This is a genomic window from Psychrobacter sp. van23A, assembly GCF_030845275.1.
Lineage (GTDB): Bacteria > Pseudomonadota > Gammaproteobacteria > Pseudomonadales > Moraxellaceae > Psychrobacter > Psychrobacter faecalis.
The window spans coordinates 2,986,349-3,000,744 of the sequence record NZ_CP132595.1 but is presented as its reverse complement, the minus strand read 5'-3'; the positions used below and the strand labels follow the sequence as shown (position 1 = coordinate 3,000,744).

The 14,396-nt window shown below is 45.6% G+C and carries 12 protein-coding genes and 2 tRNA genes; 6 read left to right on the top strand and 8 right to left on the bottom strand.

The features are described 5' to 3' along the window. Positions 1 to 33: 33 nt before the first annotated feature. The 8 genes from RAH45_RS12770 to gltX form a co-directional block, all read right to left on the bottom strand. Positions 34 to 384 (bottom strand): transposase, encoded by a 351-nt coding sequence (locus tag RAH45_RS12770; protein ID WP_306495956.1) that lies wholly within the window; start codon positions 382 to 384, stop codon positions 34 to 36. A 15-nt stretch (positions 385 to 399) separates the two neighbouring features. Then, positions 400 to 540, bottom strand: coding sequence for a hypothetical protein (locus tag RAH45_RS12765; protein ID WP_201542604.1), 141 nt, complete (start codon positions 538 to 540; stop codon positions 400 to 402). Positions 541 to 574: 34 nt separating this feature from the next. Beyond that, a complete protein-coding gene (locus RAH45_RS12760; protein WP_306495337.1) occupies positions 575 to 1,069 on the bottom strand; it encodes a winged helix-turn-helix domain-containing protein in 495 nt (164 codons plus the stop codon). Positions 1,070 to 1,108: 39 nt separating this feature from the next. Further along, the gene (locus tag RAH45_RS12755) at positions 1,109 to 1,762 is read right to left on the bottom strand and encodes a LysE family translocator (RefSeq protein WP_198328236.1); all 654 of its coding nucleotides are present in this window, start codon (positions 1,760 to 1,762) and stop codon (positions 1,109 to 1,111) included. 248 nt (positions 1,763 to 2,010) lie between these two features. Further along, positions 2,011 to 3,051: a hypothetical protein gene (locus tag RAH45_RS12750; protein WP_306495336.1), complete on the bottom strand. Its 1,041-nt coding sequence runs from the start codon at positions 3,049 to 3,051 to the stop codon at positions 2,011 to 2,013. Between the two features lie 449 nt (positions 3,052 to 3,500). Then, positions 3,501 to 3,576 (bottom strand) — tRNA-Glu (locus tag RAH45_RS12745). A gap of 164 nt (positions 3,577 to 3,740) precedes the next feature. Further along, positions 3,741 to 3,816 (bottom strand) — tRNA-Ala (locus tag RAH45_RS12740). A 229-nt stretch (positions 3,817 to 4,045) separates the two neighbouring features. Beyond that, positions 4,046 to 5,581, bottom strand: a complete 1,536-nt coding sequence (gltX, locus tag RAH45_RS12735) for a glutamate--tRNA ligase (RefSeq protein ID WP_068404310.1) — start codon at positions 5,579 to 5,581, stop codon at positions 4,046 to 4,048. 425 nt (positions 5,582 to 6,006) lie between these two features. Between gltX and rsmH the strand changes: the two genes are divergently transcribed. The 6 genes from rsmH to mraY all read left to right on the top strand — a co-directional run bounded on the left by rsmH (position 6,007) and on the right by mraY (position 14,334). Beyond that, positions 6,007 to 7,020, top strand: coding sequence for a 16S rRNA (cytosine(1402)-N(4))-methyltransferase RsmH (rsmH, locus tag RAH45_RS12730; protein WP_227514924.1), 1,014 nt, complete (start codon positions 6,007 to 6,009; stop codon positions 7,018 to 7,020). Positions 7,021 to 7,267: 247 nt separating this feature from the next. Continuing rightward, positions 7,268 to 7,738, top strand: coding sequence for a cell division protein FtsL (locus RAH45_RS12725; protein ID WP_068404308.1), 471 nt, complete (start codon positions 7,268 to 7,270; stop codon positions 7,736 to 7,738). Next, on the top strand, positions 7,735 to 9,840 hold the full coding sequence (locus RAH45_RS12720) for a peptidoglycan D,D-transpeptidase FtsI family protein (protein ID WP_198328238.1): 2,106 nt from the start codon (positions 7,735 to 7,737) through the stop codon (positions 9,838 to 9,840). Before RAH45_RS12725 ends, RAH45_RS12720 begins: the two co-directional genes overlap by 4 nt. A gap of 106 nt (positions 9,841 to 9,946) precedes the next feature. After that, complete coding sequence (locus RAH45_RS12715) at positions 9,947 to 11,656, top strand: UDP-N-acetylmuramoyl-L-alanyl-D-glutamate--2,6-diaminopimelate ligase (protein WP_068404305.1); 1,710 nt, start codon at positions 9,947 to 9,949, stop codon at positions 11,654 to 11,656. A 107-nt stretch (positions 11,657 to 11,763) separates the two neighbouring features. Beyond that, positions 11,764 to 13,212 (top strand): UDP-N-acetylmuramoyl-tripeptide--D-alanyl-D-alanine ligase, encoded by a 1,449-nt coding sequence (murF, locus tag RAH45_RS12710; protein WP_068404303.1) that lies wholly within the window; start codon positions 11,764 to 11,766, stop codon positions 13,210 to 13,212. A 3-nt stretch (positions 13,213 to 13,215) separates the two neighbouring features. Then, entirely contained in the window at positions 13,216 to 14,334 is a 1,119-nt protein-coding gene (gene mraY / locus RAH45_RS12705) for a phospho-N-acetylmuramoyl-pentapeptide-transferase (protein ID WP_068404301.1), read from the top strand. The last annotated feature ends 62 nt before the right edge of the window (positions 14,335 to 14,396 follow it).

The following is a 14,396-nucleotide window of genomic DNA, read 5'->3' as shown; positions in this document are numbered from 1 at the left end:
TTTAATTCGTTATTTTTATACCAAACCCAACAATTAAAGTTGTGCCCAAGCACGAGCAGTTAACGACCGAATTCTTTGTGGCTGTTTAAGCAAATTATTCCAAGCCAAGCAAGTGGCATCGACAATAGCCTCATAACTGTCATAACAACGATTAGATAGCTCATTTTGCTTAAGGTACTGCCATACTCTCTCAGAGGGATTCAGCTCAGGTGAATAAGGCGGTAGTTTAAGCATAGTGACATTAGCCTGATTCAAGCTTGGTTGATGCCATAATGCGCCATCCATCACCACCACCGCATGACGTCCTTTTGGAACGGCTTTACTAATCTCTTGCATATGCAATAACATAGTATGTTTATTCACTGAAGGCAGTACTAAGCCGATAGCCTTCTTTGTCGCTTACCAAAAGGCACCAAACAGATAAGCGGAATGAAACTGTTGCTGTTTGATCAGTCGAGGTCGCCCACCGCGATAGTGCCAAACTCTGGTCAATGAGCCTTGTTGTCCTATTCGAGTTTCATCTTGAAACCAGATGTCCACTTGATCTAGGCTTACATCAGTAGGCAGTGACGCCTTAACCTGTGCTATAAAGTTTTTTAAAAGCGTCTTGAGCTTGTGGGTCGGCTTTTGGATGCTGACTACGAGCACTTATCCAACTCATATCAATACGCTTGAGTAGCTCGTAGATACCGTTAACGGTGTAGTGAGCGTTGTAGTGTTCTTTAGCCAATTGCTGAATGTCTTTGCCTGTTAGACGACCGCCAGCTCGCTTTTCTTGTTCAGAGACTATCATGGCTTTAAAAGCGGCTGTGTCTGCTTCTGCCAATTTGCTGTGACGACCTCGACGATGACGATCGTAGAGACTCTCAAGTCCTCGTTCATAATATCGCTTCAATGTCCGTCTGGCAGTTTCAGGATGTATGCAGAGGTCTTTGGCAATATCGTTAGTGGCTTTGCCTATACTATATTGGTATAAGATGAGCAGGCGTAGTCGGGCTCTGGGATTGCGCTCAGTCTTTGAGTGTTTGCCAAAGTCATGGTCTTCTAGGTTATGTATTGGTATAGTCATAAGTGGATTATACTATATATCTTGGGTTTGGTATTACCTTTAACCCTTCTCAGTCAACAGTTTAATCCCCAAGCCAATAAACACCACACCACTAATTTTATTTAAAATAGATTCGATAGTTGGATTCTCTCGCAGCTTTTCACTGAATTTTGACGCCAGTAATGCCAAACATAAACACCATATAAAACCAGTGACGGCAAAGGTCAATCCTAAAATGATGAACGACACCATGCTATTGGCATAATTAGGATTGATAAATTGCGGGAAGAACGCCAAAAAGAATAATGCGACTTTTGGATTAAAGGTATTGGTAAGCACGCCCTGTTTATAGATTTGTCCATAATCTAAAAAACTAGTACGAGTAGGATGATCATGGCTGGATAAATTATCGGCCATTAAAGCATCTGGTTTCGTTAGCAGCATCTTTAGGCCTAAATAGCATAGGTAGCTGGCACCAATATATTTAACGACCATAAATGCAGTAGGGGAGTTGGCCAATAAGACGGATAAGCCCAGCGCCGCCAATAACGTATGCACTAAAATCCCTGAGATAATACCGAGCACGGAATAAAAACCCGCCGTTTGCCCCTGTGAAATACTGCGGGTAACGATATACATGCTATCGCTGCCAGGGATCAGGTTTAACAAGATGGCTGCCATGACAAACCCTAGGTAATTCTCAATACCGAACATCGCCAACGTGCCTTTTAGATAATAGGAGAGGCTCTTAGTATAGGCTTGTGCGCGGCGAAATGTCTAGTTTTTCAAGTTCTATTCTTTCAGACTTAAAGTGCTATTAATAAAAAATGGTATCAATAAAACGTGTTGCCAATAAAAAACGCTAGGCGAAAAAAAGCCCAATCACGATATAGTGTGACTGGGCTTTTTGACAAAGTTTAATAAGTATATTGTTCCTTACTTATTTTAGTTCATTTGGCCTTTTAGCGAACGTTATCACCAAGAGTAACGATAGGCTTGTCTAAACGATGGTTGGCTGCTGCACTTCTTGCGCCCATAATAGCAGCGATAAAAGTTAAGATAGTGCTGATTAACCAAAATAGACCACTATATAAAGCTGCTTTACGAGCAACCTCTTCCGCTTGTTGTAATTTTTGTTCAGCGGCTGCTTTTGCTTCAGCGATATTTTGCTCAGTTTTTATTTTATATTCGTTAAATGACTGCTGAACCTCGGTACGAACTTCGATAGCTTGCGCTTCTGTTAGACCTTCTTGTTGCAAACGGGTGATGAGCTCAGGACCTTTTAAGGTCTGCTCGATTGCTGCCATACGCTGTTTTGCATAGTCATCAATATTGCGCCACGTGTCGATATCGGTAAAGTCCATATTGGCTACTTGTGTCTTAGTACCATTGACCAAATCTTTAACCACACGACTGGTTGCTGCGACTTGCTGTTCGCTTAAGTTTTGCGTATTTTTTGCTACCATTGCTTGGATATCTTCTTCACTGATATCTCCTGAAACGCGCTGATAAATCTCCTGCGCTTTTTGCTGTACGCCGTCGTTTTGTGCGGCTTGACCAGCAGCGGCTGCACCGACGGTCGCTGTTGTGGCAGCCGTTTTAGCGACCGTACCAACGGTAGAACCTACCGCATTACCAGCTGTGGTTAAAATCCCAGTTGCGCTACTTAATGTAAAAAAAGTAGTAAACAGTACAATCAAAGCGGCGGTTAGCATACCCGTTAAGGTAGCATCTCTTGGATCTACATCGGTACCATCACCAAATAATGCTTCTGGCGCTGAGAATTTAATTGCAAAGTGACCTGCTACAAAAGCACTGATCAAAGCGGTAATAACCGCATATATACCGCCCGCGATACTGGTACCTTTTAAATCAAACGGTAAAAATGAGCTTAGCACTAAAGCCAAGGCAACCATTGCCATCACGATAATCAATCCCATGACCATACCGGCAAGTACACCGCGCCAGGAGGGGCGTCTTTGAGGAGTATAAGTAGTTAACATAACCATTCCTTTTTTAAAATTTCCTAATTTTGTATGGGTATTTATAGTTTTCACTCTATGCTTAGAGCAGTTGTACACGTACTTAAATTCACAACCATTGATTGATATTTATCGTTTATTGTTTTTTGCCATCAATTAAAGGTTGTGAACATAATATAAGCATAAGGAATAGAAAGACTTATTAATAATACTGTTAAGTAGAAAAGCATGAGGAATGTGTATTAGAATGTTAAAATAAGTGACAAAATCAACGAAATGTAAGTGTAAGTAAGAAAGAATTAAGCAATTAATATTTGTCTCGTAATGATTTTTTAAAATAGGCGACAAAAAATACAGACAAAAAAAGCCCAGTCACCATATGATGACTGGGCTTTTTTATTGTGCGCTTATTAGTCTAATCTAATACTTAAAGGTACTAAGCAAAAGTGCTAATAAGTGACGCCGAATAGTGGCGTCCCCAGGGGGATTCGAACCCCCGTTACCGCCGTGAAAGGGCGGTGTCCTAGGCCTCTAGACGATGGGGACGCATAGAGTGTCATAACCACTATTTTACAATAGCATTACAACGGTACTTCACAATATCAGAGTGCTTATCTATTAATAGAGCAAGCCTTGCCTAGGTGCTGATATCGTCCTACTAGCGAGTATTTATTCAGGTTTCAGTAAACTGAACGTTGCGATAAATAGTATGGTGGAGCTAAACGGAGTCGAACCGTTGACCCCTTGCATGCCATGCAAGTGCTCTACCAACTGAGCTATAGCCCCTCGCTAAGAGTGTGCGTATTTTAGGTAAGACCAGTAGTCTTGTCAACCGCTATTTTAAAAATAATGCATAAATTTGCAAAAAAAGTTAGTAAAAGTATTTAAATGGCTAATTATGGGCATTTAAGTACGGAGATTAATATAAAAAAAGGGTCAGTATTAGCCTGACCCTTTTTTATTAATTATCCATTCTACTCTTAATTAACCAGTACAAGGTTATTTAGCAGCCAAACTATTCAGCCGCCAAGAAGTCTGGCAACTCTGCCGCTTGTTTCTCAAGTTTTTTCAGTTTCTTTTTGCCAAGGCCACCCAGTACATCAACCGCATGGCGTAAACGGGTCAGGGTCATATCAGCGCCGATAATCGCCATAGAGTTCATGACTGGCGTCGATGAGGTGCTACCAGCGATAGCGATAAAGAACGGCGCCATAAAGTCACGCATTTTAATATCAAGATGAGCAGCAAGGCCTTTTAGCGTGGCATAAATATTTTCTTCCGTCCACGTCGGCAAGGTTTCTAGCTGCCAAAGCGCCAGTTGTAGCATCTCGGTAATTTGTTCAGGCGTCAGCGACTTATGGGTAAAGCTTTCAGCGGTGATAGCAGGCAGGTTTTGAAAATAAAAGCCGCCCCAGTTAACCGCATCAGACAGCAGTTCAATACGTGGTTGAATTGCGGCGGCAATCGCGGTTAGTTTATCGCTGTCACTTGCCCAGTCGAGGATTTTGTTTTTAAGCTCTTCAGGGCTAAGCGCACGTAGCCATTCCGCATTTAGCCAGTTGAGTTTTTCGATATCGAAAATAGGACCGCCAAGCGACACACGCTGAATATCAAAGCTGGCAATCATCTCATCCAAGGTGAACTTTTCCGCTTCGTCAGGCATTGAGTAGCCCATACGGCCAAGGTAGTTGAGCAGCGCTTCTGGTAACACGCCGGCATCACGATAGTAGGTAATAGAGGTTGGGTTTTTACGTTTTGACAGCTTTGATTTATCAGGGTTACGCAATAATGGCATATGACAAAGAACGGGCATCTCCCAACCAAAATACTCATAAAGCAGCTGATGCTTCGGTGCAGAGTTGAGCCATTCTTCACCGCGCATAACATGACTGATTTCCATCAAATGGTCGTCGACGACGTTGGCCAAATGATAGGTTGGCATACCGTCAGTTTTTAGCAGCACTTGCATATCGACTTGCGTCCATGGAATCTCAACCGTACCGCGTAGCATGTCATGTATTTGGCAGACGCCTTCGGTTGGCACGCGCATACGAATAACGTGCGGTTTGCATTCAGCGACTAATTGCGCGGTTTTCTCTGGTGCTAAATGTGCGCAGCGACCGTCATAGCGCGGCGTTTCGCCATTGGCCATTTGCTCAGCGCGCATGGTATCAAGCTCTTCAGGGGTACAAAAACAGCGAAACGCATGATCGCTTGCTATCAGCTGCTCGGCATGTTTTTTATAAATATCACTACGCTCGCTTTGACGATACGGTGCGTGCGGACCGCCGATATCTGGACCTTCTGCCCAGTCAAGACCGACCCAACGCAGCGCATCCAAAATCATTTGTTCAGATTGCTCGGTTGAGCGCGTTTGATCGGTATCTTCAATACGTAAAATAAACTCGCCGCCGTGGGCTTTGGCAAAGGCTAAATTAAATAGGGCGATATAAGCGGTGCCGACATGCGGAAAACCAGTCGGTGAGGGCGCAATACGCGTACGAATAGGACGCTTGCTATCAAGGTTGGCTTGGGATGATGTTTGGGTCATAAAAATCTCAGAATATGCTAGTGAATGAATAAAATGGTGAGAAAAGTTAAAGCTCAAGGCGAATAAGGAGTTTGAGTCAAAATACGGGTGAAACAGTCGCCGTCACAGTAGAAAAATAGCGTAAAATATAGCCCTAGTATAACAGAGAGCTGAGATATTTTTAACGAAAAGCCTCTCTAGCGCTTGACTCGCCGTATATCCTTGCGATAATAATGCTAGGTGAGTCATAACTTGTTTATTTTCATCTTATTTTTTACTATTACTGGCCAAAAAGGTCATCATCTACTGAGTCGTTTGTGTCCATATCGAATCCAAAGTCAAAAAACACGTTAAATTCTAAAGAAACCCCTTCTTCAGTCATTGATAGTTCTGAGTCAGAAGTCAATTCGTCTATTGTTGAAAACGATTCTGCTCAAGAGCCCGTCATAGAGCAAGCAGGTGCTGATGAATTAAATTTTGTTCATGACGCCGTGCTACTACAAGAAACGGTGGCGGCGGTATTGGGTGTCAAATCGCTGCCCAAACAAACAGATGACAGCCGTCAGAATAGCTTACAAAAAAGTGGCATTTATGTGGATGCAACTTTTGGGCGCGGCGGGCATAGCCGCCTGCTATTAAGCCAGCTTGCCGATGATGCAACCTTGATTGTGTTTGATAAAGACCCAACAGCCATTAGCGTTGCGCAAGAATTAGCAAAGTCTGATAGCCGCGTCAAAGTGGTGCATGATAGCTTTGCAACCTTGACCGATAGCCTAGCGGCAATGGGTATCACAAAAGTGGACGGCTTAATGGCGGATTTGGGTATTTCCTCGCCGCAGATTGATGACGGTAGCCGTGGTTTTAGTTTTATGCGCGATGGTGCGGTCGATATGCGCATGGACACCAGTCGCGGACAGTCGGTTGCCGAGTGGCTCGAGATGGTCGATGATGAAACCTTGGCCAATGTGCTTTATGAGTTTGGCGAAGAGCGTCATAGCCGCCGTATTGCTCGTGCGATTAAGCAGATGGACAGTTATGAGTCGACGCTTGCGCTGGCAGAAGTGATCAAAGCAGCGCATCCAAATTGGCAGCGCGGTAAGCACCCAGCGACTCAAAGCTTTCAGGCCATGCGCATTTTTATCAATAATGAGCTTGGTGATGTCGACGACTTTTTAGCACAAAGCATTCCGATTTTAAAGTCGGGCGGACAGCTGGCGGTGATTAGTTTTCACTCGTTGGAAGATCGCCGTATCAAGCAATTTTTGCAGCGCCATAGCAAAGGTCAGTATCCAGAAGATGAAAACTTGCCGATGCCGCCCAAGCGTCCGCGTTATTTTAGTAAACCAAAACGTGTTGGCCCCAGTCAGGCTGAGATAAGCAATAATCCGCGCGCGCGTAGTGCGTGGCTGCGCATGGCGACTCGTAGCGATACGGATTATAAAGCAGATGATAATTCTTAAGCTAAGTCTTAAAACTTGCTATTCAGTTATGTGGGTAAAATATGACTGAATGTTTTAATGATTACGCGGCTGTTAAAAAGCTGTAAACATTCTCTGCTAGGCTCAGCAGTTACTTTTTGCTTGGTTATGTGTTTATTGATTTTATTGGTAGTTATTTTTATTGATGGTGCTGATGGCTCATGAGGGTGTGTTCACTCGCAAATCTTAGCGCTTTTTTTATTTTGAAGTTCACTTTTTTGAGATCGTCATGGCAATATCTGACAAACCTGTAAACCGCCGCGCCGCAATGCCTCCTAATACTGATGTTGGCGAATTATTCGTGCGCCGATTTAACGTAGTCAGTATATACGTGGTCATATTAGTGTTACTGGCGGCGGCTATTATCTGGAGCGGCATCAAGACGGCAGAGGGCGTGCAGCAATATCATCAGGATTATAAAACCTTGCAAGACATGAAAAAACAAGAGCGTAAGCTACAAGTTGAGCACCAACGTCTATTGATTGAACAGCAAACCTTTAGTGCGACCCCGCAAATTGCCAGTCGCGCCGTTGCTGAATTGGGTATGTTTTCGCCAACCCTTAAAGATAAGCTGATTATTCAGCCGGGTGCGGCAGTTGCCGTCGCGCCAGTGCTCGAGGACGATGGCACAGATGCTGCCGCTGCCAATGAAACAGATTTTTTTGAGGCAGATGCTAACGCTGCGGAGGCAGGACGATGACTGATAAAAAGCCCACTGCCAAAAACGATAAAGCGGCCAAAAATAACAGCAAAAAATCCGCCAGCGGCAAAGTCACTAAGCCGCTACGCCGTGCCAGTGTTGCCAAATCTGGACAAACAAGCGGCAAAGCTGACAATAAAGCGGCCGATAACCGCAAAGCTAAGCTATTTAGCCGCCTAAAAAAGAACGAAGAGCAGGGCGCTTATACCAGTGTAAAAACCCAAAAAAGCAAAAGAGCCTTTTTGGGTAAAGCCTCTGGGGCATCGTCGCGCGGCGGTGTTGAGCTAGACAAAAACCGCTTTCGCACGATTTGGGCAATATCGTTAGTCATTTTAGGCTTATTAATTGGCCGTGCTTATTATTTACAAGTCGCCAATGCGCAGTTTTATCAAGATAAAGGCAATGAGCTGATTACCAGCGTGCGTACGCAAAAATCCTATCGCGGCATGATTACCGATCGTAATGATTTGCCTTTAGCCGTCAGTGCGCCGCTTGCGACCGTGTCGTTTAGCCCGCACGATTATGCGCGCGAATATTATGAGCTGAAACGTATTATATTGACCAATCCTGAAAGTCCGCAGCTTGTCGCGCGTATGCAAAAGCGTTTAGATAATATGGATTTAACCACGCTTGCAGCAGCGGCCAATATCTCAGTTACTGAGCTGAAAAAAGTCACAGCTATCGATGACAGTATTGACGTCACCGATGAAGAAGCGGTGAAGGCGGCGTTGCCATCGGGCGCAGGTTCACATTATCTGCCACTCCTTAATAAAGTCACGCCTGAGATTGCCCAAAGCGTCAGCTCGCTCGATTTCCCGGGTGTCTATGAGAAAAACTTCTTTCAGCGCTATTATCCGCAGCCGCAACCAAACTCGCAGCTATTAGGTTTTATGGGGCAGAACGCCAATGATCCTGAAGGCGGTTATGAAGGCCGTGCTGGTATTGAGCGTCAGTATGAAACGGCGCTGGCGGGTGAAGACGGTAAGGTGCTGGTATTAAAAGACGCCAAGCAAAACAGCTTAAAAGAAATCAAGCAAGTCGAGCCAGAAGTACCGGGTAAAGATGTCGCCTTAACGATTGATTCGCGCTTACAGTACTTGCTTTATAAAGAGCTTGAAAAAGCCGGTCGCCTGCAAAAAGCGCGCTGGTCGACCGGTATGATTGTTGATGTGCAAACGGGCGAAGTGCTAGCGCTATCGACGTGGCCATCCTTTAACTCTAATAATCTGAACGAGATGACGGGTGAAAACCAGCGTAACCGTGCGTTGCTCGACGTCTTTGAGCCGGGTTCGGTCATGAAGCCATTTACCGTGGCAGCCGCATTGGATTCCGGTAAATACACGACGACCTCATTGATTGATACCAATCCAGGCTCTATTCGTGTGCGTGGTTATACCATTCGTGACCACAATAACTTGGGACGCATTACGCTTGCGACATTGCTACAAAAATCTAGTAACGTCGCCTCAACCAAGATTGCGTTATCCTTGCCGCCTGATGCCATTACCAATATGCAAAGACAGTTTGGCTTCGGGGCAAAAACTCCGCTGCAATTCCCCGGTGAGGGCAGTGGACTTGTGGTCACGCCAAAAGAAAAAGAAACGTCAAGACGAGCAACGGTCAGTTATGGTTATGGTCTACAAGTGACCTTAGCGCAGGTCGCACAAGCGTATTCGGCGCTTGCCGCTGGCGGGGTGATGCATCCATTAACCTTAATTAAAGACGACAAAAAACAGCCCAGCAAACGTATCATGGCGCACGAACAAGCTATGTCTATCGTACAGATGCTAGAAAGTGTCACCGAGCCGGGCGGTACCGCCAAAGCCGCGGCTATTGATGGCTATCGTGTGGCGGGTAAAACAGGTACCTCACGCCGTATCAACCCAAAAGGCGGCTACTATAGCGACCAGTACCGTAACGTTTTTGCCGGTATGGCGCCCGCGTCCAATCCTAAGCTGGTCGGGGTGATGCTTATCGAAGACCCACGCGGTCAGATTTATGCTGGCTTAACGGTAGCGCCTGTCTTTCATAACGTCATGAAAGAGGCGCTGCGTTTATATAATGTGCCGTTAGATAAGCCATTAAAAACCGAAGAGCCGTAGCTAAAAAGTAAGTTCCATGGTTAAGTTTTATGACTAATTTCCATGACTAAGCTCCATGTTTCAGCTGTTAACTATTTGATGCGTTTTAACCGTTTAGGATTTGCCAATGTCTCTGTCTACCTCGCCAAAAAGCAACGCCGCAGTCACCTTACAACAGCTGATTGAAACCAGTAGCAACGATAGAGATAGGCAAAGCCATAGCTTAACGCAAGCATTAACAACGCTGGTAAGCGCATCTAGCAGTCAACTACCGAAAGCAAAAACTTCGATTGCTCATATTCCCTTTGAGCAATTCTGCTTAGACAGCCGTCAGTTAGCAGCAAACGATGTCTTTATATTATTAAAAAGTCAGACACCAAATTGCCAAAAAAGTCGCGACTACTTATATCAAGCCGCTGAGCAGGCGGCGTTTATCCTGTCGGAAATTGATCCAATCGCTTTGCTGTCTACCGCTAATGTGCCGCCACACGCCAATATTTCCTTCACAAACGATAGTGATCGCTCTAAAGCGCAGCAGCAATTAGCAGCACTGCCTTGTCCAGTAGTATACGTACCCCATATTCGTGATTTTTTAGGTGACTTGATTCAAGCGCGCTTACAGCATCAGCAGCCTGTGACCTTACCGACGGTCGTTGCGGTGACTGGTACCAATGGCAAAACCACCATCAGCCAATTGGTGGCGCAGTTGACGCAGCTGACGGGTATGAGTAGCGCGGTGATGGGAACAGCAGGTAATGGTAGACTCGGCGCGTTGGTGCAAGCCAGCCATACCACCGGCGATGCCTTAGCGGTGCAGCAGTTTTTATATCAAATGGGTTTGGAGAAGGCGCAATTATTGGCCTTAGAAGCAAGCTCGCACGGTCTCGATCAGCAGCGTTTACAAGGTATGCCAGTGTCGGTGGCGATTTATACCAATTTGAGCCGTGACCACCTCGATTATCATGCTGATATGGCAGAGTATGCGGCGGCAAAAGCCAAGCTGTTTGATAAAGCGCGTTTCCCCGAGTTAACCCACGCCATTATCAATATCGATGACGAGCATGCCCAGATTATGCTTGATACGGCGCATGCCAGTGGTTTGACCGTTTGGAGCTATAGTTTAGACCCAGCAAAATCTGCAACCTTTGTTGCCGCTGATATCAAGCCAAGCTTGCAAGGAGTTGAGATTGCGCTGTGTACGGATTTTAAAAATAAAGAAACCAAGAGCATTAATATCATTAGCCCATTACTCGGGCATTTTAACGTTGCCAATTTACTGGCTGCTATCGCCACTGTTATGGCTTTAGGAATTAACCTTGAGCGTATTGCTGATGTTATCCCGCAACTGCAAGGGGCGGTAGGGCGCATGCAGCGTGTGCCCTCCAATGATGGCTGTTTTATCGTCGATTATGCCCATACGCCCGATGCATTAAGCCAAGTACTTGCCAGTCTAAAAACCCATTGTAAAGGTCAGCTGTGGGCAGTATTTGGTTGCGGCGGTGATCGTGATGGCGGCAAACGTCCATTAATGGCGCAGGCTGGATTGGCGGGCGCCGATAAAGTGGTATTGACGGCGGACAATCCGCGTACCGAAGACCCAAATTTAATCTTGCAAGATATGCAAGCGGGCATGACCAACGAGCAGTATCAGCGTACCCATATCGAGCCTGCGCGCAAAACCGCCATCGAATATGCGGTCAAGCAAGCAGCGCCTGCTGATATCGTTGTTATCGCGGGCAAAGGTCATGAAACCTATCAAGAGATTAACCACGTGCGTTATGATTTTGACGACAGCGTTATTTTGCGACATGCCCTTAAGCAAGCCGGACGCTTATAGTATTTATAGCGAAGTAATAGCGCCTGCCATTCATTTTTTGTACGTTTTAAAAAACGTACGCTGAAAAATATCAAAGATAAGTAGTCATCATATATAAGGTAATCATTATGACAGCCGACAACGATAACAGCATTCAGTCGCAAGGGCTGTATGTTTGGCAAGCAGACAATCTGCTTGCGGCAACCAAAGTAGTGGGTGGCCATTGGCAATTTGGGGCAGTACCTATAGAGCCAAACAATAACGCAAACAAACCCATTAGCAGTACACGTATCGCTACCGATACGCGTACTATAAAAACCGGTGATATCTTTTTAGCCTTGACGGGTGATAATTTTGACGGACATGATTATCTGGATATTGCTATAGAAAAAGGTGCGGTTGCGGCTATCGTTTCACGTCCGATTGCTGCTGATATTGCGCAATTGGTTGTCAATGATACGCGTTTGGCGCTCGGTCAATTGGCGGCCTATCGACGGCAGCAGCACAAAGATTTGACCGTCATTGCCATTACGGGCTCGAGCGGCAAAACCACCTGTAAAGAGATGCTCGGTAGTATCTTTGGACGCTTGGCGCCAACGCTGATTACCCGTGGCAACCTAAATAATGATTTGGGCGTGCCAATGATGCTACTCGAATTATCCGATCATCATCGCTATGCTATTTTGGAGCTGGGCGCCAACCATATCGGTGAAATTGCTTATACCACTGAGATTGTGCAGCCTGATGTTGCGTGTATCTTAAATATTGGTACCGCACATTTGGGAGAATTTGGCAGCCGCGAAGGCATTTGCCAAACCAAAGCTGAAATTTACCATACCTTACATGATAACCAATTTGCCATAGTTCCTGATAAAGATGATTTTACCAATCAATTACGCCGTATCGCTGAAAAGCATACCCCAAACGTTATAGGCTTTGGCAATACCGATGTCAGTGCCAGTCATTTAGATGTTGAGCCTGAGCGCAGTGAGTTTAAGCTGCATATTGGTAGCCAAGTCCATGATATTAATTTGCCTTTAGCAGGCGAGCATAATGTCAATAATGCGTTGGCGGCTGCTGCTTGTGCCCATGCGCTAAATATCGATATTAGCGATATCGTCGTCGGGCTTGAAAACGCCCGTCCTGCAAAAGGGCGTTTGAATAGTCAGCTCCTTGGTATGCATCGCTTGATTGATGATACGTATAACGCCAATCCGCATTCGGTGCGCGCAGCTGCTAAAGTGCTGGCGGCGCAAACGGGTACGCAGGTGATGGTACTTGGCGATATCGGCGAGCTAGGAGAGGCGGCGATCAGTGAGCACCAAAGCTTAGGTCGTACCATTGCGACCACTGGAATCAATGTGCTGCTGTGCGTTGGTCAATATGCGCCATATACGGTGGCGGGCGCGCAAGAGATTTCTGCTATCAATGCCCATGCCTTTGCTGATAAAGACAGCTTACTGTCCTATTTGCAGTCTTATTTACAGGCACAGCAGGCGCAGCCTTGTACGGTGCTGTTTAAAGGCTCACGTTCCATGCAGATGGAAACCCTTATCAATGCGCTAGTCGAGGAGTAGGCGGTGTTAGTTTGGTTGTTTGGCTGGCTTGGTCAGTATTATACGCCGTTTTCTGCGGTTTCTTCGTTGACGCTACGGGCGTTGTTGGCGGTTATTACTGCGCTGGCGTTCAGTATGGTGTTTGGCAGTCGCGTCATCAATCGCCTGCGTGCATTGAAATACGGTCAGGCGATTCGTAACGATGGTCCGCAGTCGCATTTGGTCAAAACCGGTACGCCAACCATGGGTGGGGTGCTGATTTTGAGCGCAATTGGCGTATCGACGTTACTGTGGGCGCGATTAAACAATCCGTATGTGTGGATTTTGCTCATCGTGATGATTATCTTTGGCGCGGTTGGCTGGGCGGATGATTGGCTTAAAATCAAATATAAAGATCCCAAAGGTCTGATCGCGCGTAAAAAATACTTTTGGCTGTCGATGGGCGCGTTATTCGTCGGGGTTTCTTTATATTACATTGCTACCTTGCAGCCAGATATAGCGACCACGCGTGAGATGCAGGACTTGCTGTTACCGATTTTCAAAGATTGGATGATTCCTTTTTCGGCCGTCCCGTTTGGGATTGGCTTTATTATCTTTACCTATTTTGTGATTAATGGTGCCTCAAACGCCGTTAACTTAACCGATGGCTTAGATGGTTTGGCGATTTTGCCCGTGGTCTTGGTGGCGGCAGGTTTAGGCGCCATGGCTTATGTCTCAGGCGACGTACGCTTTGCTGATTATTTACATGTGCCTTATATTGCTTATAACTCAGAAGTGATTATTGTTTGCGGCGCGATGATTGGCGCAGGGTTAGGTTTTTTATGGTTTAACGCTCATCCAGCGCAAGTATTTATGGGTGATGTTGGGGCGCTGGCATTGGGCGCGATGCTCGGTACGATTGCGGTTATGACCCGTCAAGAGATTGCCTTTGCCATTATGGGCGGTTTATTTGTCGCCGAAGCCTTGTCGGTGATGCTACAAGTTGGCTCGTATAAGCTGCGTAAAAAACGCGTCTTTCGCATGGCGCCACTGCATCATCACTTTGAAGAGATTGGTTGGAAAGAAACCCAAGTGGTGGCACGATTTTGGATTATTGCCATTATCCTTGTGATTCTTGGCTTAATGACCTTAAAACTGCGTTAAGTTGTCAAACAGGTTTAAATCAAAAAATTTTCAAATCAAAAGCCATCTTAAAAGTTAAGATG

Excerpts from the sequence above, each read along its gene's own strand:
- RAH45_RS12750 (WP_306495336.1), bottom strand. The coding sequence starts at position 3,051 with ATGTTAACTACTTATACTCCTCAAAGACGCCCCTCCTGGCGCGGTGTA.
- RAH45_RS12755 (WP_198328236.1), bottom strand. The coding sequence starts at position 1,762 with ATGTTCGGTATTGAGAATTACCTAGGGTTTGTCATGGCAGCCATCTTG.
- murF (WP_068404303.1), top strand. The coding sequence starts at position 11,764 with ATGACAGCCGACAACGATAACAGCATTCAGTCGCAAGGGCTGTATGTT.
- RAH45_RS12720 (WP_198328238.1), top strand. The coding sequence starts at position 7,735 with ATGACTGATAAAAAGCCCACTGCCAAAAACGATAAAGCGGCCAAAAAT.
- RAH45_RS12715 (WP_068404305.1), top strand. The coding sequence starts at position 9,947 with ATGTCTCTGTCTACCTCGCCAAAAAGCAACGCCGCAGTCACCTTACAA.
- gltX (WP_068404310.1), bottom strand. The coding sequence starts at position 5,581 with ATGACCCAAACATCATCCCAAGCCAACCTTGATAGCAAGCGTCCTATT.
- RAH45_RS12760 (WP_306495337.1), bottom strand. The coding sequence starts at position 1,069 with ATGACTATACCAATACATAACCTAGAAGACCATGACTTTGGCAAACAC.
- RAH45_RS12725 (WP_068404308.1), top strand. The coding sequence starts at position 7,268 with ATGGCAATATCTGACAAACCTGTAAACCGCCGCGCCGCAATGCCTCCT.